The 19,837-nt window shown below is 66.0% G+C and carries 17 protein-coding genes; 10 read left to right on the top strand and 7 right to left on the bottom strand.

Going from position 1 to position 19,837, the window contains the following annotated elements:
• The first annotated feature begins 21 nt into the window (after positions 1–21).
• On the top strand, positions 22–945 hold the full coding sequence (locus ILP92_RS01785) for an NAD(P)-dependent oxidoreductase (RefSeq protein WP_198914642.1): 924 nt from the start codon (positions 22–24) through the stop codon (positions 943–945).
• 45 nt (positions 946–990) lie between these two features.
• Here the strand turns inward: ILP92_RS01785 and ILP92_RS01780 are convergent, their stop codons facing one another.
• Together ILP92_RS01780 and ILP92_RS01775 are read right to left on the bottom strand one after the other, a co-directional pair.
• Entirely contained in the window at positions 991–1,950 is a 960-nt protein-coding gene (locus ILP92_RS01780; protein ID WP_198914641.1) for a DUF808 domain-containing protein, read from the bottom strand.
• A 78-nt stretch (positions 1,951–2,028) separates the two neighbouring features.
• Positions 2,029–2,427 (bottom strand): response regulator, encoded by a 399-nt coding sequence (locus ILP92_RS01775; RefSeq protein ID WP_198914640.1) that lies wholly within the window; start codon positions 2,425–2,427, stop codon positions 2,029–2,031.
• Between the two features lie 142 nt (positions 2,428–2,569).
• Between ILP92_RS01775 and ILP92_RS01770 the strand changes: the two genes are divergently transcribed.
• Together ILP92_RS01770 and ILP92_RS01765 are read left to right on the top strand one after the other, a co-directional pair.
• Entirely contained in the window at positions 2,570–3,973 is a 1,404-nt protein-coding gene (locus ILP92_RS01770) for an extracellular solute-binding protein (RefSeq protein ID WP_198914639.1), read from the top strand.
• Between the two features lie 40 nt (positions 3,974–4,013).
• Positions 4,014–6,248, top strand: coding sequence for a sensor histidine kinase (locus tag ILP92_RS01765; RefSeq protein WP_198914638.1), 2,235 nt, complete (start codon positions 4,014–4,016; stop codon positions 6,246–6,248).
• Here ILP92_RS01765 and ubiG read toward each other — a convergent pair.
• On the bottom strand, positions 6,238–6,960 hold the full coding sequence (ubiG, locus tag ILP92_RS01760) for a bifunctional 2-polyprenyl-6-hydroxyphenol methylase/3-demethylubiquinol 3-O-methyltransferase UbiG (RefSeq protein WP_198914637.1): 723 nt from the start codon (positions 6,958–6,960) through the stop codon (positions 6,238–6,240). The two genes, ILP92_RS01765 and ubiG, sit on opposite strands and share 11 nt — an antisense overlap.
• Before the next feature lie 141 nt (positions 6,961–7,101).
• Here ubiG and ILP92_RS01755 point away from each other — a divergent pair, with 141 nt between their 5' ends.
• The 5 genes from ILP92_RS01755 to ILP92_RS01735 all read left to right on the top strand — a co-directional run bounded on the left by ILP92_RS01755 (position 7,102) and on the right by ILP92_RS01735 (position 12,854).
• The gene (locus ILP92_RS01755) at positions 7,102–7,887 is read left to right on the top strand and encodes an OmpA/MotB family protein (RefSeq protein ID WP_198914636.1); all 786 of its coding nucleotides are present in this window, start codon (positions 7,102–7,104) and stop codon (positions 7,885–7,887) included.
• A 96-nt stretch (positions 7,888–7,983) separates the two neighbouring features.
• Positions 7,984–9,285 (top strand): flagellar hook protein FlgE, encoded by a 1,302-nt coding sequence (locus ILP92_RS01750; protein ID WP_198914635.1) that lies wholly within the window; start codon positions 7,984–7,986, stop codon positions 9,283–9,285.
• 21 nt (positions 9,286–9,306) lie between these two features.
• A complete protein-coding gene (flgK, locus tag ILP92_RS01745) occupies positions 9,307–10,743 on the top strand; it encodes a flagellar hook-associated protein FlgK (RefSeq protein WP_198914634.1) in 1,437 nt (478 codons plus the stop codon).
• Positions 10,744–10,746: 3 nt separating this feature from the next.
• Positions 10,747–11,751: a flagellin gene (locus tag ILP92_RS01740; protein WP_198914633.1), complete on the top strand. Its 1,005-nt coding sequence runs from the start codon at positions 10,747–10,749 to the stop codon at positions 11,749–11,751.
• A complete protein-coding gene (locus ILP92_RS01735) occupies positions 11,751–12,854 on the top strand; it encodes a flagellar basal body P-ring protein FlgI (RefSeq protein ID WP_198914632.1) in 1,104 nt (367 codons plus the stop codon). Before ILP92_RS01740 ends, ILP92_RS01735 begins: the two co-directional genes overlap by 1 nt.
• A gap of 18 nt (positions 12,855–12,872) precedes the next feature.
• On the opposite strand, the gene bchO is transcribed toward ILP92_RS01735, so the two are convergent.
• Genes bchO through crtA form a run of 4 tightly spaced genes read right to left on the bottom strand, consistent with a single transcriptional unit; the run spans position 12,873 to position 17,152 of the window.
• The gene (gene bchO, locus ILP92_RS01730; RefSeq protein WP_198914631.1) at positions 12,873–13,748 is read right to left on the bottom strand and encodes an alpha/beta fold hydrolase BchO; all 876 of its coding nucleotides are present in this window, start codon (positions 13,746–13,748) and stop codon (positions 12,873–12,875) included.
• 1 nt (position 13,749) lies between these two features.
• Complete coding sequence (locus tag ILP92_RS01725) at positions 13,750–15,405, bottom strand: magnesium chelatase subunit D (protein WP_198914630.1); 1,656 nt, start codon at positions 15,403–15,405, stop codon at positions 13,750–13,752.
• Positions 15,402–16,427 carry a magnesium chelatase ATPase subunit I gene (gene bchI, locus ILP92_RS01720; protein WP_198914629.1) on the bottom strand — a complete coding sequence of 342 codons (1,026 nt, stop codon included), beginning with the start codon at positions 16,425–16,427 and terminating at the stop codon, positions 15,402–15,404. Before bchI ends, ILP92_RS01725 begins: the two co-directional genes overlap by 4 nt.
• Positions 16,424–17,152, bottom strand: a complete 729-nt coding sequence (crtA, locus tag ILP92_RS01715) for a spheroidene monooxygenase (RefSeq protein ID WP_214649915.1) — start codon at positions 17,150–17,152, stop codon at positions 16,424–16,426. Before crtA ends, bchI begins: the two co-directional genes overlap by 4 nt.
• Before the next feature lie 99 nt (positions 17,153–17,251).
• Here crtA and ILP92_RS01710 point away from each other — a divergent pair, with 99 nt between their 5' ends.
• Together ILP92_RS01710 and crtB are read left to right on the top strand one after the other, a co-directional pair.
• Positions 17,252–18,799 carry a phytoene desaturase gene (locus ILP92_RS01710; RefSeq protein WP_198914628.1) on the top strand — a complete coding sequence of 516 codons (1,548 nt, stop codon included), beginning with the start codon at positions 17,252–17,254 and terminating at the stop codon, positions 18,797–18,799.
• Positions 18,796–19,821, top strand: coding sequence for a 15-cis-phytoene synthase (gene crtB / locus ILP92_RS01705; protein WP_198914627.1), 1,026 nt, complete (start codon positions 18,796–18,798; stop codon positions 19,819–19,821). The genes ILP92_RS01710 and crtB overlap by 4 nt, the downstream gene beginning before the upstream one ends.
• Positions 19,822–19,837 lie beyond the last annotated feature (16 nt).

The raw sequence follows: 19,837 nt of genomic DNA, 5'->3' as shown, positions 1-19,837 counted from the left end.
GGGCAGAACAGGGAGCATGACATGGCAGACAAACCGACCATCGGGTTCATCGGTGTGGGCTATATGGGCCACGGAATGGCCAAAAACATACTGAAAGGCGGCTATCCGCTGCAGATCAAGGGCAACCGGAACCGCGAGCCGATCGACGACCTTGTGTCGCAGGGCGCGACCGAGGCGGCCAGCCCGCGCGCCATGGCCGAGGCGTGCGACATCATCCACATCTGCCTGTCGAATTCGCCGCAGGTCGAAGACGTCATCCGCGGCGACGACGGGATCGTGTCCAGCGGCAAGCGCGGGCTGATCGTCGTCGACTGCACCACCGCGGATCCGAATTCCACCGACGCGCTGGCCGCGGAGCTGGCCGAGGCGGGCATGACCTTTTGCGACGCCCCGCTCGGGCGCACGCCGAAAGAGGCCGAAGAGGGCACGCTGGACGCCATGGTCGGCTGCGATGACGAAACCTTCCGGACCCTTCGGCCGATCATCGAGTGCTGGGCGGGCACCATCAATCACGTGGGGCCGACCGGCTCGGCGCACCGAATGAAGCTGATCATGAACTTCATCGCCCTGGGCTACGGCGCGCTTTTCGCCGAAGCGCTGAGCCTTGGTGCCGCGGCCGGTGTCTCGCCCCAGACGATCCGCAAGGTGATCGGCGAATCGCGCATGTCGAACGGCTTTTTCGACACCTTCATGCGCTACGCCGTGGATCGCGACCCCGAGGCGCACAAGTTCACCATCACGAACGCACTGAAGGACGTGACCTATGTCGCGTCGATGGCGCAGGGCGCGGGTGTGATGAATCCCATCGGAGCGGCGAGCCGAAACTACTACGCCCATGTGGGCGCGATCGGGAAGGGGGGCGATTACGTCCCGATGCTGGCCGACCACGTGGCGCGCCTGAACGGACTGGATCTGGCCGAGGAGGTCAGGAAAGGCTCAAAATAACAGCGTTCTTGAGCCGATCCGGTCCGGCCAGCGCGGCCGGCCGGATCAATGCGCGGCCTTCTCGCTTCCGAACATGGATGCGAAGGGCTTCGTGATCGGGATCAGCAGCAGACCCAGCGCCAGTCCAATCACGCCGTCCAGGAAGGCGGTGACGCTCCACTCGACGAGGCCCGGCGCACGTCCCACCGCTTCGGCCGCCGCAACGGCCGCGTCGTGGATCACGTCATAGGGCAGGTGCCATCCCAGCTCGTTCAGGCTGTGCACGATGATGTTGCCGCCCACCCAGATCATGGCCGCGGTCCCGACCACCACGAGCACCGTCAGCAGCACCGGCATGGCCTTGACGACGAAGCGGCCGGTCGCGCGGGTCGCCGCCAGACGGCCGTTTGCCGCCATGGCGATCCCGGCGTCGTCGGCTTTCACGATCAGCGCCACCGCCCCGTAAACGGCGATGGTGATCAGGATCCCGGCGACCGCCAGGCTTGCGGCGACCATCACGATCCCCAGATCTTCGGGCAGGTTGGACAGGACGATCGTCATGATTTCAGCCGACAGGATGAAGTCGGTCTTGATCGCACCCTTTACCTTCTGTTCTTCGAGCGATGCGTCGGCCTTCTTCTTCTCGACCAGCTCCTCGCTTTCGTGGTTGGACGGATTGATCTTGTGCCAGATCTTTTCCGCCCCCTCGAAACACAGGTATCCCCCGCCGAGCATCAGCAGGGGCGGGATCGCCCAGGTCGCGAAACTGGCCAGCAGAAGCGCCACCGGCAGCAGGATGACGAGCTTGTTGAAAAAAGAGCCCTTGGCGATCTTCCAGACGATCGGAAGCTCGCGTTCGGCCGAAAAGCCATGCACATATTTCGGCGTGACGGCCGCGTCGTCGATCACTGCACCAGCAGCCTTCGTCGACGCTTTCGTTGCCTGGCCGATCACGTCGTCCACCGATGACGCCGCCACCTTGGCAATGGCGGCCACATCATCCAGCAGCGCAATCAATCCCGACATGGCTTCGCCTTCACGTTCGTACTGGGCAGCAGATAGCCTTGTTGCCGTATGCGGCAAGCGGGTGCAGCGGGGGTGCGTTCAGCAGTTGGCCGTCATCTTCGCGCCCAGCCGCGCCATGGCGAAGGACAAGGCTTCGTAGGATACCGGCTTGGCCAGGATGGCTTCCGCGGGAAGGTCCATCTTGCGCGACCGCTCGGCATCCCCCGAGCAGATCAGCACCTGGCACCGCGTTCCCGCGGCCATCACCCGGTTCAGAAATCCGCTGGCGTCGGCATCGCTGAGGATAAGATCGGATACGATCACATCGAAATCCCCGCGTTCGATCGACGGCGCAAGCGCCTCGGCCTCTTCCAGGGATTCGATCCAATGGGCTTCGGGCATTCCCATTTCTTCAAGGTAAAGCTGCAAGACAGCTGCCGTGGCAGGCGCGTCTTCGATCAAAAGGACACGCATGTCCTGCGGCTGAAGCGATGTCATCGGATCCTCCTGATGGCGCTTCGTGCAGGGTTGCACGTCCAAAGTTAACAGGTCGTGAATGCGGACATCCGATCGCCATTAAGCGCCGGGTAACCCTTCCGATGGTATCCGACCGGGGCAAGCAAGCGGTAAGGAGCACGCCATGAGTCCCGATTTGCCAAGTCGCCGCGCGATGCTGTTGGGCGGGCTGGGCGCTATCGGCCTGGCGGGCACGGCGCGTGGCGATATCGTCGGGATGGCACGGCACTGGGCCAATCGCGATGGCCGACCGCTCGTGGGTCTTGTCCCGGACGGCTCGCAGGCCAATCTGGACGCGGTTATCGCGGACTGGACCCACGAAACCGGCATCCCTGTCGCCTTGGACGTGGTCCCGGTCGATGACGTTCATCGAACCATGACGCTGGGCGCGCTGTCGGACACCGATCAGCCGGATTTCGCCCTGCCGGCGACCTTCAATATCCAGGACCTCGTGGCGGCGCGGATCATCGCGTCCCACGACCAGATCGATGCCCGTATCGGTCGGCTCCCGGTCAGCGAACCGGGGCTCTACACCATGGGCGATATCGTGGACGGCGAGCGCTACGGACTTCAGACGGATGGCGACGTGTATCTCATGTTCTATCGCCAGGACATGTTGACGGACAATGCGGCCCGCTACGCCGACCGCTACGGACACCCCCTGACGCGCCCATCGACATGGCCCGAGCTCGACCGGCAGATGGCCTTCTTCCACCGCCCCGCATCCGGCCAATATGGCGGGGCGTTGTTCCGGACACCGGGATACCTCGTCTGGGAATTCTGGTCGCGGATGCATGCCAAGGGCCATTTGCCCTTCGATGCCGAGCTTCACCCCCTGCTGCATCAGGATCCCGCCGTCGAAGCGCTGGAACAGATGATCGCGGCGACCGCCTACCTGCATCCCGCCACCGCTTCGGCAGGCTTGTTCGAGAATTGGAGGCTGTTTCAGAAGCAGGACATCTATTGCAACATCGGCTGGGGCGGATCGCAAAAGGCCTTCAACGCACCGGGATCACGGGTGCGCGGCAAGCTGGTCTATAGCCGCCTGCCGGGCGAAAAGCGCGAGCATAGCTCGTATTTCAACTGGGGCTGGTCCTACGTCGTTCCGCAGCGTGCGCGAAGCCCCGAACTTGGACATCTGTTCGGCACCTTCGCCACGTCGCAGGAACATTCGACGCCCGCGGTGCGCGCCGCCGATGGCTATTTCGATCCGTTCCACGCGATCCACTACGAAGACCCCGAAATCCAGAAGATCTATTCGAAACCCTTCCTGGAGGTGCACAAGGCCGCGCTGGCCGAGTGCATTCCCGATCTTTACCTGCCCGGATACGGCACGCTTTTCGCCGCCCTGTCGCGGGCCCTGCAGAACGCGCTGTCCGGTCGGCAAAGCGCGCGGGCGGCGTTGAGCGGCGCGTCCGAGGCGTGGCAGATCGCGATTCTCGACCAGCAGCCGCATCGGCTTGCCGCCAAGTGGCACGCGTTGCTGAAGCGCTATCCCGCGGAATTCACCGAAGGGCTGGACGGGTGAGCGCGACGTTTTCAAACCCCCGACCCAGCAGGAAGATACCGTGACGCTGGCCGATCCGTCAGTCCCCGCGCGCCCGGCGGCCCGCATGCGCCATCTGCCCCGCTGGCGGTCGCCGGTCGTGCTGCGCAGCCTGCGCGGGCGCATCATTTGCCTGACGGTCGCGCTCAGCTATCTCGCTGCCGCGCTCATGGGCGGGCTCGCCTATCTGCGCTCGACCGAGATCGCGCTGGAAACATCGATCGCCAGTATCGGCGGCGAAAGCCGGGTTCTGGCCGCCCGGCTGGACGGACAGATCAGCGCCGTGGGCGATGACGTTCTGGTGCTCAGCCGCGCGCCCGCGATTGCCGGCACTTTGCGCGCGCGCCAGAACGGCGGAATCGATCCGAGGGACCAGAGTTCGCTGGAAGCGCTCGAGCGTCGACTTCTCAAGCTCTTCGGCTCGGTCATGCTATCACGCGGCGATTACAGATCGATCGCCCTGGACGGCATCTGGACCGGCGGGCCCGGGCTGGTGGGCATGGTGCGCGGTCCGAACGGGCTGGTCAGCATGGCAAATGACCGCGAAGGTCCCCGCGTGCCGGTCACGCAATTGCGGCGCTGGGCGGCTGGGCTGCAATCCGGGGATGTGCTCATGGTCCGGGAAGGCGGAGACGGCGCGACCGGATTGCGCTTCGTGACGCCCATCACCCATGCAGGCCCGACCATCGCGCTGCTCAGCATCGTCGTGGCGCCCGATGCTCTGTTCGCGCCGTTGTTGAAAGATGCGCCCGCCGACACCAGCATCCTGATGCGAAGCGCGGAATCCCAGCCGATCGCTCTTGCGGGGCGGACTTGGAGGGACGATTTGCGGCTTTCGGGCGAAGATCGCGATATCCTGCGGGACTGGATGCGCGACGGCGGCTTCACGTCCGTCACGCCAGGCAAGACCGGGGGCATCGTCTTTCTGTCCTCTGTCGATGCGCCGCAATGGCTGCGGGGCGACGGCTTGGGCGTTGCCTTGCCGGTCGATCGTCCGACGCTTCTTGCCCCCGCGCGACCAGCGCAACGCACGACCCTGATCATGGCGATCACGCTGTTCATCCTTGCGCTGACGGTCAGTCTGATCTCCGCCCGGATCATGACACGACCCTTGGGCGAGCTGACCAAGATCCTGTCCTCGACTCGCACGCTGGATGACTTGATGGATCTTCCGACCCGGCGGCGCGACGAGATCGGGGAATTGTCGCGCGCCTTCGCCGGTCTTGCGGCCCGTCTTGCCACGGCCGAGGCGCGCGCTGGTGAAATCCTGGATGCCGTCCACGAAGGGGTTCTGACCTTCGACGGCCAGGGTGTGGTCAGAAGCGCTAATCCGGCGGCCCGCGAAATGCTCGACGATTCTGCGCTGGGCCGTCCCATCGCCGACTTGATCCCGGTTGCGCCACCCGATCTTCGCGAAGACCAGTCCGAGGGACCCCAGGGATGGACGCAAACCTATTCGGACGGTCGCAAAGCGTATCTCGAGGTGGTGTATGGCGACCGGACCCCCGGCCCGAACGGCTTCACGATCGCGGTTTTGCGGGACGTGACGCAGGCGCGCGAACTGGCCCAGATGAAAGAGGAATTCCTGGCCACGGCCAGCCATGAGCTTCGAACCCCGCTGACGGCGGTGAAATCGGGTCTGGTGCTATTGCGACACGCGATCAGCGGAAAGATAGATGAGAGCGATACGCAATTGCTGACGCTGGCCCTGTCGAACGCGCAGCGCCTATCCCGGCTCGTGGACGATATCCTGTCGATCGAAAAGGCGGCGGCGGGCAAGCTGGATTTCCACTTTCGCGCGCTGGCGCTCAACGGCTTTCTCGGGGATCTCGCGCGGGATCAACAGGCGCTGGCGCAAGCCCACCGGGTCAGCTTCATCTACGACGATTGCGACGAAATCCTGACGGTGGATGTGGACCCGGACCGGCTGGAACAGGTCATCATCAACCTGCTGTCCAACGCGGCCAAGTTTTCGCCCGCGGGCGCCGAGGTCATCATCGGCCTGCAGCGCAGGGGCGAAGCGGTCGCCCGGATCTCGGTCACGGATCATGGTCCCGGGATCGCCGAAGGCTTCCGCGCGCGGATCTTCCAGCGCTTCGCCAGCAAGGATTCGCAGGCCAGTTCTGTGCAGGCGGGGACGGGGCTTGGCTTGAACATCGCCCGGACGCTGACCCAAAGCATGAACGGGGCGATCGGCTTCGACACCAGGGAAGGCCACGGCACGACCTTCTGGGTGGATATCCCGCTCAGGCGCTGACGCGGGCGGGTTTCCACGCGGTCCCCATGTAGATCACCGCCTTGGTGGGGACGGGTCCGAAGACGGGATCCAATCGACGGTTGAGCCCGCGCGGTCCCAAACCCGTCATATCACGCGGCACCAGACCGGCTTGCTTCAGGGCGGCAGTTAATTCCTTCGGTTTGATGAACATCCCGGGATCGTGGGTGCCCTTGGGCAGAACCCTCAGAAGATCCTCGGCCACCGTTATCGCGGCCAGCCGGGCCACGGGGTTGCGGTTGATCGTGTCGAACAGGAACATGCCCCCTGGCTTCAGCACCCGCTCGACCTGCCGCAGAACCTGCTGCAGATCCTGGACATGCTCGAGCACATCGACACAGACCACCGCATCGAAGGCGCCGTCGGGGTAGTCCATCCGCTCGCCCGTGCCCACATCATACGTAATATCCAGACCCTCTTTCGCGGCGTGGGCGCGCGCGGCCTCGATCGCGTCGGCCGCGGGATCGATCCCCGTGACCCGCGCGCCGCGATGCGCCAGTGCCTCGGCCATGAAACCGCCCGCGCAGCCCAGATCCAGCACCGCCTTGCCGTCCCAGTCGATCCGTTGGTCGAACCAGGCCAGCCGTCCCGGGACCATGTTCTTCAACGTGCGGATCCAGCGGACATCGTCGGTCCACCATTGGGCCGCCATGTCATCGTAGATCGTCAGATCGTTTCGGGTCTTTTCCGCCATTGCCGCTCCTGTCGTCGGTTCCGCTTCAGGTAGCTTGGGACCGGCCCTTCCCCAGCAAAAGGTGATAAATTTATCGGTTAGGCTGGTCTTCACGGGCCTCTGCTACACGCGTCGGCGGGGAATTGAGGAAGGGGGTGGGCCATGGCGTCCAATCAGCCGATTATTGTCAAACGCAAGAAAGTCGTGTCCGGCGGCGGTCACCACGGCGGGGCCTGGAAGGTCGCCTATGCCGACTTCGTAACCGCGATGATGGCATTCTTCATGCTCATGTGGCTGCTCAACGCGACGACCGAAACCCAGCGCAAGGGAATCGCGGATTACTTCAGTCCCGAGATCCCGCTCGCCCGGATCTCGGGCGGGGGCGCGGATGCGTTCGGCGGGGACGATGTGTCCTCGCGCGATCAGTTCATCACCACGCCCGGTGGCCAACCGACCGAGAACGGCATCAAGAGCGCGGCCGGCGAGCTGCCGGACGAGCTGGGCAAGATCGAGGACATGCTCGACGCCTCGTCGGGCGAATCCGCAGTCGCGGACGACCTGCTGCAACACATCGTGACGCGGGTCACCGACGAAGGGCTGATCGTCGATCTGTTCGATCTGCCCGACGCGACCCTGTTCGAAAAGGGGACGACCCGACCAACCCGGCTGATGCTCGACCTGCTCGCCGTCGTCGGCGAGATCTTCACGCTGGCCGAAAACGACATCGCCATAAACGGGCACGTCCGCACGGAAGCGATCGTGCTGGCGAACAAGACCGCGTGGGAATTGTCGACCGAACGCGCCCAGACCGTTCGCGGCCTTCTGACCGAGCGTGGTCCCGATCCCGAAAGGATCAAGAGAATCGGCGGTTTCGCGGATCGCGAGCTGATCCACCGCAATCCGATGGATCTGCGCAACAACCGGATCGAGCTCATTCTTCTGAGATAGTCGCGAAAGACACCTGTTGCGTTAGCCCGCTGTTAAGCTCGGTGGGCTAACCCTGCTTTAAGGACGATCTCCGCGACAGCAGAAAAGGCGCGATCCATGACAATCTCATCTTCACTTGCGGCAGGGGTTTCCGGGCTCAACGCGAATGCGCAGCGCCTGGCAAGCATTTCCGACAATATCGCGAATTCCTCGACATTCGGCTACAAGCGCACCTTCACCGATTTCCATTCGATGGTGGTCGATAGCGGATCCGCAGGCCGCTACACGGCAGGCGGCGTCCGCACGACGACCGAGCGCTATATCGACGAAGCGGGCCAGCTACAGGGCTCGACCAACCCGACGGACATCGCCATCAACGGCCGCGGCTTCATGCCGGTGACGAACGAAGCGTCGATCGACCTGGCATCGAACTATCCGCTGGCCCTGATGACGACCGGTTCCTTCCGCCCCGACTCGGAAGGGTATCTGACGGACGCGGTTGGCAACGTCCTTCTGGGATGGCCCGCCACGCAGGACGGCAGTTTCCCGTCCTTCCCCCGTGACAGCGCCGACGGGCTCGAGCCGGTGAACATCTTTCACAACCAGTACAGCGCCAACCCGACCAGCGAGATGACCGTGTTCGTCAACCTGCCCTCCGGCGAATCCGAAGCCGGATCGTCGGGCGATCCCTACGACATGACGCTGGAATATTTCGGCAACCTCGGCCAGACCGAGTCGCTGAACATCACCTTCACGCCAACGGTCCCGGCGACCGGCGCCTCGAACCAATGGACCATGTCGATCACGGATTCTGCGTCGGCGGGCGCCGTCATCGCCGAATATGAACTCGATTTCAACACCGGCGCCGTAGGTGGTGGGACGCTCGCCGCGGTGACCGCGTTGACCGGTGCTGCTTACGACCCGGCAGACGGTACGGTCGACCTGACGGTGGGCGGCAACACGATCTCTCTCGAAATCGGTCGACTGAACGACGCATCTGCGATCACCCAACTCGATTCGACCTTCGCCCCGTCCTACCTGGCGAAGAACGGATCGACCGTCGGCAACCTGCTCGGGGTCGAGATCGACGGCGGTGGTATCGTGCGCGCGGTCTACGATTCGGGGTTCACGCGCTCGATCTACCAGGTGCCGGTGATCGATCTGCCGAACCCGAACGGTCTGAAGGCGCTGGATGGCCAGATCTACCAGGTCACAGTCGAAAGCGGCGACATGTTCCTCTGGGACGCGGGACAAGGTCCGGCAGGCGAAACCGTCGGGTATAGCCGCGAAGCCAGCACCACGGATGTGGCGAACGAGCTGACCCAGCTGATCCAGACCCAACGGGCCTATTCGTCGAACGCCAAGATCATCCAAACCGTCGACGAGATGCTCCAGGAAACGACGAACTTGAAGCGCTGAGCGTGATTGGAAGGAAACACCATGAGCATTTCCGTTGCCCTGAATGCTGCGCTCTCCGGTCTCGGCGCAGCGGGACGATCCGCGCAGGTCGTTTCCTCCAATATCTCCAACGCGCTGACCCCGGGCTATGCGCGGCGCGAAATCGACCTGTCTGGCGCGCGCTATGGCGGTGTCGAGGTTGCGGGGGTGACCCGCGCCGTGAGCGGCGCACTTCTCGGGGAGCGGCGCGCCTCGGAAGCCGAAACCGGTTTCGCGTCGACACGCTCGGCGGCCCTCACGGCGATTTCGGACGCTCTCGGAGCGATCGGCGACACCGGGTCGCTTTCGGGTCGCGTGGCCAGGTTCGACGCCCTGCTGCTCGAGTCGGCAAGTCAACCGGACTCCTCGGCGCGTCTCAATGCCCTGGCCGATGGCGCGCGTGATCTGGCTTCGTTCTTCAACCGTGCCAGCGACGATATTCAGACCGTCCGATTGCGCGCGGATCGCCAGATTTCCGATCAGGTGGACGCGTTGAACGCTGGATTGGCTCGCATCGACGAGTTGAACGGTGAAATCCTGAAGGCCCGTTTCCGGGGGGGCGATACGAACCAGCTGAAGGACCTGCGCCAGCGCGAGATCGATCAACTGGCGACCATCGTCCCGCTGCGCGAGATGCCGCGACCCAACGATGCCGTCGCCCTGGTGACCCTCGGCGGGCAAATCCTTCTGGAAGACAGCCCGGTCCAGATCGACTTCTCACGGGCAAGCGCCATGTCGGCCACGGCGAGCCTGGGGACACCGTTGTCGGGATTGAGTATCAACGGGATCGCGGTCGACATGACCAATGACCGTGGCCGCATGTCGGGCGGATCGCTGCAAGCGGCATTCGACGTGCGCGACCAGATCGGACCCCAAGGACAAGCGAGGCTTGATGGTCTGGCGCGGGATCTGATCGAACGCATGTCCGGGCTCGATCCGACACTCGCCGCCGGGGATCCCGGTCTGTTCACGGATGATGGCGGGGCCTTCCTCGTAGCAAACGAGCCGGGCCTTGCGTCACGGCTTGCCCTGAATGCCGCCGCCGACCCCAAACAAGGCGGTGAGGCATGGCGCTTGCGCGATGGGCTCGGCGCGGCCCTGCCCGGCCCGCAGGGGGATGCCGCGCTTCTGCAGGCCCGGCGCGTCGCGTTGACGGCAACTTCGGTCGCCGGTTCCGCGGCGCTCGGTACCGCGTCCCTCGGTTTCGGCGGCCAGGCGGATGACGCGATGGGTCTTGCGGGCGCCGAGCTCTTTCGCGCTCAGGACATGACCGTTTACGCCGAAAACCAGCTGTCCGAGTTGATGCGCCAAGAGCTTGTCCAAGGTGTCGATACGGACGCCGAGCTGCAAAATCTGCTTCTGATCGAACAGATCTACGGAGCGAACACGAAAGTGATGCAAGCCGCCGACGCCATGCTGTCACGCCTTTTGGAGATCTAGGCCATGCCCCTCACATCCATCGGCGATCTCGCCCAGACTTTCGTCAATCGCCGGGCGAATGCCCGCCTCAATCAGGAATTGGGGCTTCTTGCCAAGGAACTTACCACAGGTCTTGTCGCCGACCCGCGAAGTGCTGCCGCGGGCAACGCATCCGCCTATTCCGCACTCGAGCGTGGCCTTTCCATCACGCGGACATTCACCGGCGTGGCAAAGGAAACGCGCTTCCAGGCCGATGGCCTGCAAATCGCCCTGAGACAAATCGACAGCCAGGTCGATCTTGCACTGCCCGGCGTGCTGAAGACGGCCCAGAGCATCACGCAGTCGTCACTTCCGATCGTGGCCGATGACAGCGCGAAAGCCTTCGAGGCCATCGTCTCGACCTTGAACGGATCGACGGGAAATCGGCAAAACTTCTCGGGTACGACGACGGGAACGGTGCCCCTGCGTTCGGGCGACCTGATTCTTTCCGATATTCGCGCGCTGGTGAGCGGCGCCACAGAAGCGGCCGACGTCATCCTGGCGATCGACCAATATTTCGCCGCGGGTGGAGCCTTCGATACGGTCGATTACTTGGGCAGCGCGACCGACCTTGCGCCCGTCGAAATCGCCCCGAACGAACGTGTGTCTCTGGATGTGCGTGCCGACGATGACGTGTTCAGGCAAACCCTGGCCAGCCTCGCCAAGGCGGCCATGCTCGGCCAGACCACCATCGCCCTCGACCGCATCCAATCCGAGGCGCTTGCCAGCAACGCGGCCGGTCAGCTTCTGACGGCCAAGGACAGCGTGACGGATGTGCGGGCGCGTGTCGGATCCACGGAAGCCCGGATCGATGCTGCGATCACCCAACTGGCATCCGAGGATCTTTCGTTGCAGCAGGCAAGGCTGGATCTGATCGGTGCCGATCCCTTCGATACCGCCACGCGGCTCGAGCAGACCCAGTTGCAGCTGGAACAACTTTACACGCTGACCGCCCGCCTCTCGCGTCTCAGCCTGACGAATTACATTTGATGAAGCAGGTCATCCTGATCCTTTTCGCGATGCTGATCTCGGCGACGTCGGCTGTGTCGGCTCCGGTTCGCATCAAGGACCTCGTCGAATTCGACGGCGTGCGCGGCAACGATCTTGTGGGGTACGGGTTGGTCGTCGGCCTGAACGGCACGGGTGACGGACTGCGCAACGCGCCCTTCACCGAAGAAATCATGACCAATATCCTGGAACGGCTGGGCGTGAACGTGACGGGCGAACAGTTCCGGCCGAAGAACGTCGCAGCAGTGCTTGTGACCGCCGTTTTGCCACCCTTTTCCAGGTCGGGAAGCCAGATCGACGTTTCGGTATCTGCCATCGGTGACGCCAGTTCGCTGTTGGGCGGCACCTTGGTGATGACGCCCCTGAACGCGGCGGACGGTCAGATCTATGCCGTCGCTCAGGGTCCGATCATCGCGGGTGGTGCCACTGCCGAGGGCGACGCCGCGGAGGTGACACAAGGTGTTCCCACGTCGGGCACGATCCCTGCGGGCGCCCGCGTCGAACGCGAGATCGAGTTTGACTTCACGCAGCTCACCTCGGTCCGGCTGGCTCTCAGATCGCCGGATTTCACGACCGCCGCGCGCATCGAAGCGGCGATCAATTCCGCGCTGAACCGGCGCGTCGCGCTGATGCTGGATTCGGGGACCGTGCAGGTCGATATCGTCGCCACGCAGGCAAGGTCTCCTGCCCATGCCATCGGCCGGATCGAGAATATCCGTGTGGAGCCCGAACGGAAGGCCCGGGTGGTTGTCGATCAAAGGTCCGGCACGATCGTCATGGGCGATGACGTCCGGATTTCCCGCGTGGCCGTGAGCCAGGGTGGATTGACCATCCGGGTGGAAGAAGCGCCGCTCGTGGCCCAGCCCAACCCTTTCGCGCCCGGGGAAACCCTGGTCGTCCCCCGCACCAATGCCGCCCTGGAGGAAGAGCCTGGAATTGGGTTGGCGGAGGTCCCCGAGGGCACATCGCTCGCCGAGGTCGTATCGGGTTTGAATGCCTTGGGCGTCGCGCCACGAGACATGATCGATATCCTGAAAAGCATCAAGGCAGCGGGCGCGTTGCATGCCGAGTTCATTGTTCAGTAACGCGGCCGACCGCCAGGCTCATCGACGGGTATCTCCGCGCAGGATGTCGTGAAGAAGCGACGCGACCTGGTCGGGATCCTCTTCGGCGGCGAGATGGCCGAGATTCTCAAGCTGTACAAAATGACCATTCCGTGCGCTCTGCGCGGCGCGTCTTGAGACGTCTGGTGGGACCGTCCGATCGCGATCGCCCGCCAGCAGGTCCAACCGCCCGGTCCAGCTCTTGAGCAGGTGCGGCAGATGCGAGGTTGACCATTGGGACATCATCTGAAGCGTGCCCTCCAGGTGATCTCGGTCCGAAAAGAGGTTCGCGTATCGGGTGATCGCGTCGGGCTTCAGCGTCGAGCCGGTTTGCTTCAGTAGCTTTTCGACGCGGGATCGGTCCCGACCCAATTGCGCCAGGGCCGATGGCACGCCGGGAAGTGTCGCCATGGCGCGCGCGGCGATGGGGAAAAGCCACCCGGCCGCCCCGTCGAAGCCATCCAGCGCCCCGTTTATTCCCACGACGTGAGGCACGCTCTGGCCCGATCTCGGGATACCGGCCATCGTCAGCGCAAGTGCCGCCCCGGCCGAATGCCCCACGATCGCCGAAGGGCTCCAGCCTTGCGCCATGGCAAGGGCCCATAGGTCTGCGGCCATCGTGTTCGGACGGGATCTGTGCCGGGAGCCAAGCCGGGTGAAGCCATGCCCCGGCAGATCGACCGCGATGACGCGAAAATCCCGCGACAGACGCGTCAGCACATCGGCCCAGGCGTGGGTCGACGCCCCGGTTCCGTGCAAAAATAGGATATCCGGTCCTGCGCCAAGCAGCTGAACGTGCCAGCGATGCGGTCGCACATCGAAGAAGTGCGAGGAATCGGCATGCGGCCAATGCAAATCTGTCGGGCTACCGCGCATCTCAGCTCGCCAGGATCGGGCGGACGGCAGTTCCAAGCTGTGATGCGTCCACGCGGGGCAAGGGCAGGTAATGGGCGGCCATCCGGCCCGCCAGCTCCTGCAGCTGGGCGTTGGCCCGCCGCCCCGTATCGATCACCAGACCTCCGGGACGCGTGGCGCCGATCACCCGCGCCACCCGTGCTGCGTCCTGCCCCGCGCGCATCCGATCCGCCTGGCCCCCCAGGTCGATATTCGCGCGACCATCCGTCAGGACGACGATCGACGGGGTGAAGCCCTGCCCAGCGACCTGCCGTGCCAGGTCCAGCGCTGCGGTCAGCCCCGCGGCAAGCGGGGTGCCGCCGCCACCGGGCAGGGCCGCGAGGCGGCGCTTGGTCTGCACCAGCGAGCGTGTCGGGGGCAGAAGAAGCTCTGCCACGGTCCCGCGAAACCCGATCAGCGCCACGTGATCGCGGCGCGCGTAGGATTGCGACAAAAGCAACTCGATCGCCCCTTTGACCTCGGCCAGCCGCGCCATCGCCTGCGATCCCGAAGCGTCCAGCGTGAAGATCAGCAGGCGATCCGATTTCTGGTCGAACCGACGGATCCGGAAGTCCGACGGCCGCAAGTGCACCAGGCGCTTTCCGCCTTGCGCGGCGCGAAGGGTCTGCCACGGGGCCGCCGCGCGCAGCGTGGCCGTGACATCCAGCCTGGCGGACCCGTCAAGTCGGCCCGGCCGCGATGCCAGGGGGCGGCCGCGCCGGTTTCCCCGGATCGCCGCACCTGACCCATGCGCCGAGCTTGCGCTGCGCGCCTGCCGATCATCCGCCAGGCGCGCGAGCAGGTCCTGGGGCAGGGTGGCCAGCGCGGCTTCGACCAGAAGCTCGCTCGGCAAGGATGCGGCGGTCTCGGGCGCGTCGTCCTGATCGGTGGTGTCGGGCTCGGGGGTAGGGTCGGGCGTTGTGTCGGCCTCGTCCGCGGCGGGCGATCCGCGATGCGCGAGGGCGAGCATCGCCGCGCGTTGAAGATCCCGGGCGCTGATCGCGTCGCGCCCGGCCAGGGCCGCCAGGCCGCGAGCGGCCCGCCCCGCCAGCAGGGGCGCCCGCAGGGAATCGATGCCGAGGGCCGCGCAGGTTTCGACCAGCGTGCGATGATCGTCTTCGGTCAGCGCCAGGTCTGCGTAGCGGGTGCGGGTCGCGGGATCGACCGCGATCGGCGCAAGGGGGGCAAGGTCAGCCAGCGCGATCCCGTCCAGGGCCACGAACAGCCCCAACCGATCGCGCAGGGCGAGCGGCATCCCCTCGCCCTCTTCCGCGGCTTCGTCCAGGGCGACCAGCCCGCAGTGACCCGCGTCCATCGCCTGGCAAAGCCGGGCCGCAAGCGCCGCGGAGCACCGCTCGGCCATGGCGAGGCACACCAATCCGCCGCCCGCTAGGATGCTGTCGCGGTAGCGCGGCGCACCTGCCGCCAGGGTGGCCGCCAGGTCCAGCCCGCCGTCCAGCGCCTCGTCCGACAGGCCGGGATGGATGCGGCGCGGCGACAGCGCTTCCAACGCCGCCGTCACGCCATCGCGGGCGGGGCCGGGGCGGGCCCGCAGCCACAGCCCGGCCATGCCGACGGGATCGAGGGCGATCAGACGCAATGCATCGCGCGCCAGCCCCCAAGGATGCCCGTCGTTCATTCCGCGGCGGCCTGGATCGGCCCCAGGGTTTCGGTCACGACCCGCATGACGCGCGTGGCCGATCCGGCCTCGTCCATCGGGTCGCGGCGCAGCCGGTGCTGCAATGCCATGGGGGCGACCCGCCGCAGATGCGCGCGCGAAACGTCGGTCGCGCCCTCATAGGCCGCTTGGGCGCGGGCGGTCTTCAGCAAGGTCAACTCGCCCCGCAACCCGTCCGCACCCAGCGCGATGCACAAGGCCGCGCAATCGCGCAGGATCGCGTCCGGCGTCGCGATCTTCACCAGGGCTTTCCGCGCCGCCAGGATCGCCTTGCGCAGATCCGCATCCGCTGCTTCCCAGTCCCGGAGGAACGCCTTGCCGTCCCGCTCATACGCGTCGCGGCGGCGCACCACCTCGACGCGGGTGTCCACGTCGCGCGGGCTTGTCACGTCGACCGACAGCCCGAAGCGGTCCAGCAGCTGGGGCCGCAATTCGCCTTCTTCGGGGTTGCCCGAGCCCACCAGCACGAAGCGCGCGGGGTGGCGGATGGACATGCCTTCGCGCTCGACCACGTTTTCGCCCGACTGCGCCACGTCGAGCAGCAGGTCGACGATGTGGTCCTCGAGCAGATTGACCTCGTCGATATAGAGATACCCCCGGTTCGCGCGGGCCAGAAGACCGGGCTGAAACGCCTTTTCGCCCCGCGTCAGCGCGCGCTCGATATCCAGCGCGCCGGTCACGCGGTCCTCGGTCACGCCCAGCGGCAGGTCCACCACCGGCGTCGGCCGGTTGACTAGGCGCGTGTCCTCGACCTCGGCCCAATCGGGGCAATCGGCCTTGCGCGCGCTGTTGACCGGACATCCCGCCACCTGCCGGATCGGCGGCAAGAGCGCTGCCAGGGCGCGCACGGCGGTGGACTTGCCCGTTCCCCGGTCGCCGAAGACCAGCACGCCGCCGATGCTGGGGTCGACGGCTGTCAGGACCATCGCCTGCTTCATGTCGTCCTGGCCGACGATGGCCGAGAAGGGGAAGGGTTTGGTCATGTCGGATCACCTATGGGAAGGGGGCGCGCGTCGGACCAGTGGCCGCGCGTGTCGATCACGCGGAACCGCGCGTAAAGCTCTTCGGAAAACCAGTCGCCGTCGCGCACCGCCTTGATGGCGCGGGCGTGCGGCCCGTCGCGGCGGGCGAAATCGGCCATGGAGTCGGCGTCCGGCCAGACCGAGAACGTGACTTGGTGCAGCCACGGCAATTCGCCGATGCCGATCTTGAAAGCGACGTTCCCGTCGCTGCCGATGACGTCCGAAATCGCGGGCACCTTGCCCCAGAACGGCAGCAGGTAGCGGGGCCGGATCGTCGCGCGGGTCAGCGCGGCCAGCGGGCCTTGCGTATCTTCGCCCGGCCGGAACGGGGTCTGCCCGGACCATGTCCCCCGCGCCGAGGTGGGATGCAGAAACAGCGTCCAGCTTTCGGATGCCCGCGCGCGCCAGCGCCGGAACACGGGCGCCGTGGACAGGCGGCGTCTTGCCGTGTCTTCGTCGGGCCAGCAGGCCAGGATCGCCCAGACCGCGGTGTTGGGGATCGGCGTGAAGCCTTCGCCCATGCCCGAGCCGCACAGTTTCCAGAACTGGCAATCGTCCATGCGTGCCAACGACAGCCGCGCCAGCGCCATCTGGCCCAGCACCCACAATCGTGCGCGCACCGTGTCGAAACGGTGGATCGAAAGGGTCACGGTCTGGATGGGGTGGCCTCCACGAAGCAGTCGCATAGTGTCAACCAGATGATACACTTTTGCGGGACTTTGCAAAGTGCCGCCGCTTCAAATCGGCGATTGTCAGGCTAGGTTGACAGGTATAGGATTTTTTCCATGACAACTGCATCCCCTTCCCGCGATCCCAGCCATGCCATCGTCATCGGTGCGGGGCTTGGCGGTCTGGCCGCCGCCATGCGACTGGGGGCGAAAGGGTACCGGGTCACCGTGCTCGACCGGCTGGACAGCCCCGGCGGGCGCGGCTCGGCCATCCATGACGGGGGCCATCGCTTCGACCTGGGGCCGACCATCGTCACCGTGCCGCAGCTCTTCCGCGAGCTTTGGGCCGCCTGTGGCCGCGACTTCGACGCCGACGTGGATTTGCGCAGTCTCGACCCGTTCTACCAGATCCGCTGGCCCGACGGATCGTCCTTCACCGCGCGCCAGGACACCGACGCCATGCGGGCCGAGGTCGCGCGCCTGTCGCCCGGCGACGTGAAGGGCTACGACAAATTCCTGAAGGACAGCGAGGCGCGCTACCGCTTCGGGTTCGAGGATCTGGGCCGCCGGTCCATGCACAAGCTGCTGGACCTGATCGCGGTCCTGCCGAAATTCGCCTGGCTGCGCGCCGACCGATCGGTCGCGGCCCACGCGAAGAAGCGGTTCCGCGATCCGCGCCTGCAGATGGCGTTCAGCTTCCACCCGCTGTTCATCGGCGGCGATCCGTTCAACGTGACGTCCATGTATATTTTGGTCAGCCACCTGGAAAAGGAATTCGGCGTCCACTACGCCATCGGCGGCGTGGCCGCGATGGCCGAAGCCATGGTCCGCGTGATCGAGGATCAGGGCGGCGCGGTGCGATTCGGCGCCGAGGTGGACGAGATCGTCGTGACCGACGGCGTGGTGCAGGGCGTGCGGATGACGGATGGCAGCACGGAAGACGCCGACCTCGTGGTGTCGAACGCCGATGCGGGCCACACCTACGACCGGCTGCTGCGCGCCAATCCCCGCAAGCGCTGGACGCCCGCCAAGCTGAAATCCCGCCGGTGGTCCATGGGGCTTTACGTCTGGTATTTCGGGACCGAAGGCACCGCCGAGATGTGGCCGGACGTGGGCCACCACACGATCCTGAACGGGCCGCGCTACAAGGGGCTGGTCCGCGACATCTTCATCAAGGGGCAGCTGTCCGACGACATGTCGCTCTACCTGCATCGCCCCTCGGTCACCGATGACACGGTCGCGCCCGAGGGCGGCGATACCTTCTACGCGCTGTCGCCGGTCCCGCACCTGGGTTTCGACCATGCCGCCGATTGGACGGCCGAGGCCGACGCCTACCAGGACAAGGTCGCCGCGCAGCTGGAAACGCTGATGCCGGGCTTCCGCGACCGGATCACCGCCAGCCACGTCATGACGCCGCCGGACTTCCGTGACCGCTACCTGTCGCCGCACGGATCGGGCTTTTCCATCGAGCCGCGCATCCTGCAATCGGCCTGGTTCCGCCCGCACAATATCAGCGAAGAGGCGCGGGGCCTGTTCCTGGTCGGCGCGGGCACCCATCCCGGTGCGGGCCTGCCCGGCGTGATCTCGTCGGCCGAGGTGCTGGGCAAGCTCGTCCCCGATCCCGCGCGTCCCATGGCCGCGCCCGTGAAACTGGCCGCCGAATGATCGCTCCCGCCGACATGCAGCACTGCCGCGACGCGATCCGCCACGGGTCGCTGTCCTTCCACACGGCGTCCCGGCTTCTGCCCGCCCGCGTGCGCGACCCGGCGCTGGCGCTCTATGCCTTCTGTCGGCTCGCCGACGACGCGGTGGACCTGCACGACGACAAGACCGGCGCGGTGCTGCGCCTGCGCGACCGGCTGGACCTCGCCTATGCCGGGCGGCCCCGCAACGCGCCCGCCGACCGTGCCTTCGCGTCGGTGATCGACGACTTCCACATGCCGCGCGCGCTGCCCGACGCGCTGCTCGAAGGGCTGGCCTGGGACGCGCTGGAACATCGCTACGCCGATATTTCGGGTCTGCACGACTATTCCGCGCGCGTCGCGGCCGCCGTGGGCGCGATGATGTGCGTGCTGATGGGCGTGCGGGACCGTCACGCGCTGGCCCGCGCCTGCGACCTGGGCGTCGCGATGCAGCTGACCAACATCGCCCGCGACGTGGGCGAGGATGCGCGCGCCCGCCGCATCTACCTGCCCACCGACTGGCTGGACGAGGCGCGGATCGATCCCGACGCCTTCTTCGCGGACCCGCTGCCCACCGACGCCGTACGCGCGATGGTGCGCCGCCTGCTGGACCACGCCGACCGGCTGTATTTCCGGGCCGAGGCCGGGGTGGCTGCGCTACCCCTTGCGGCGCGACCCGGCATCTTCGCGGCGCGCCACATCTACGCGGGGATCGGCACGGCCGTGCGTCGCAACGGCTACGATTCGGTCAGCTGGCGGGGACGCACGTCGAAACGGCAGAAGGTCGGGTGGCTGGGCCTGTCGATCCTGCGCGCGGGCGTATCCGTCTCGATGCCGCGCTCGGCCGTCCTGTACGCGCGGCCCTTGCCCGAGACCGCGTTCCTGGTCGACGCGGCCGCACAGGCGGATCGCCCCGAGACCCCGTGGGGCGAGGGGCGCACGGGCGCGCTGATCGGCGTCTTCGCGCAACTGGAACAGGCCGATCGCGCCAGATCCCGCGCCTGAGCAGGGAAGCGGCGTC

Origin of the sequence: Palleronia pontilimi (assembly GCF_016412875.1) — a bacterium.
Lineage (GTDB): Bacteria > Pseudomonadota > Alphaproteobacteria > Rhodobacterales > Rhodobacteraceae > Palleronia > Palleronia pontilimi.
Note: the sequence above shows the minus strand (reverse complement) of the source record. Positions and strands in the feature narration are given on the sequence as shown.

Coding starts and splice junctions, on each gene's coding strand:
- ILP92_RS01785 (WP_198914642.1), top strand. CDS start 22: ATGGCAGACAAACCGACCATCGGGTTCATCGGTGTGGGCTATATGGGC.
- ILP92_RS01780 (WP_198914641.1), bottom strand. CDS start 1,950: ATGTCGGGATTGATTGCGCTGCTGGATGATGTGGCCGCCATTGCCAAG.
- ILP92_RS01775 (WP_198914640.1), bottom strand. CDS start 2,427: ATGACATCGCTTCAGCCGCAGGACATGCGTGTCCTTTTGATCGAAGAC.
- ILP92_RS01770 (WP_198914639.1), top strand. CDS start 2,570: ATGAGTCCCGATTTGCCAAGTCGCCGCGCGATGCTGTTGGGCGGGCTG.
- ubiG (WP_198914637.1), bottom strand. CDS start 6,960: ATGGCGGAAAAGACCCGAAACGATCTGACGATCTACGATGACATGGCG.
- ILP92_RS01755 (WP_198914636.1), top strand. CDS start 7,102: ATGGCGTCCAATCAGCCGATTATTGTCAAACGCAAGAAAGTCGTGTCC.
- ILP92_RS01750 (WP_198914635.1), top strand. CDS start 7,984: ATGACAATCTCATCTTCACTTGCGGCAGGGGTTTCCGGGCTCAACGCG.
- flgK (WP_198914634.1), top strand. CDS start 9,307: ATGAGCATTTCCGTTGCCCTGAATGCTGCGCTCTCCGGTCTCGGCGCA.
- ILP92_RS01740 (WP_198914633.1), top strand. CDS start 10,747: ATGCCCCTCACATCCATCGGCGATCTCGCCCAGACTTTCGTCAATCGC.
- ILP92_RS01735 (WP_198914632.1), top strand. CDS start 11,751: ATGAAGCAGGTCATCCTGATCCTTTTCGCGATGCTGATCTCGGCGACG.
- bchO (WP_198914631.1), bottom strand. CDS start 13,748: ATGCGCGGTAGCCCGACAGATTTGCATTGGCCGCATGCCGATTCCTCG.
- ILP92_RS01725 (WP_198914630.1), bottom strand. CDS start 15,405: ATGAACGACGGGCATCCTTGGGGGCTGGCGCGCGATGCATTGCGTCTG.
- bchI (WP_198914629.1), bottom strand. CDS start 16,427: ATGACCAAACCCTTCCCCTTCTCGGCCATCGTCGGCCAGGACGACATG.
- crtA (WP_214649915.1), bottom strand. CDS start 17,152: ATGCGACTGCTTCGTGGAGGCCACCCCATCCAGACCGTGACCCTTTCG.
- ILP92_RS01710 (WP_198914628.1), top strand. CDS start 17,252: ATGACAACTGCATCCCCTTCCCGCGATCCCAGCCATGCCATCGTCATC.
- crtB (WP_198914627.1), top strand. CDS start 18,796: ATGATCGCTCCCGCCGACATGCAGCACTGCCGCGACGCGATCCGCCAC.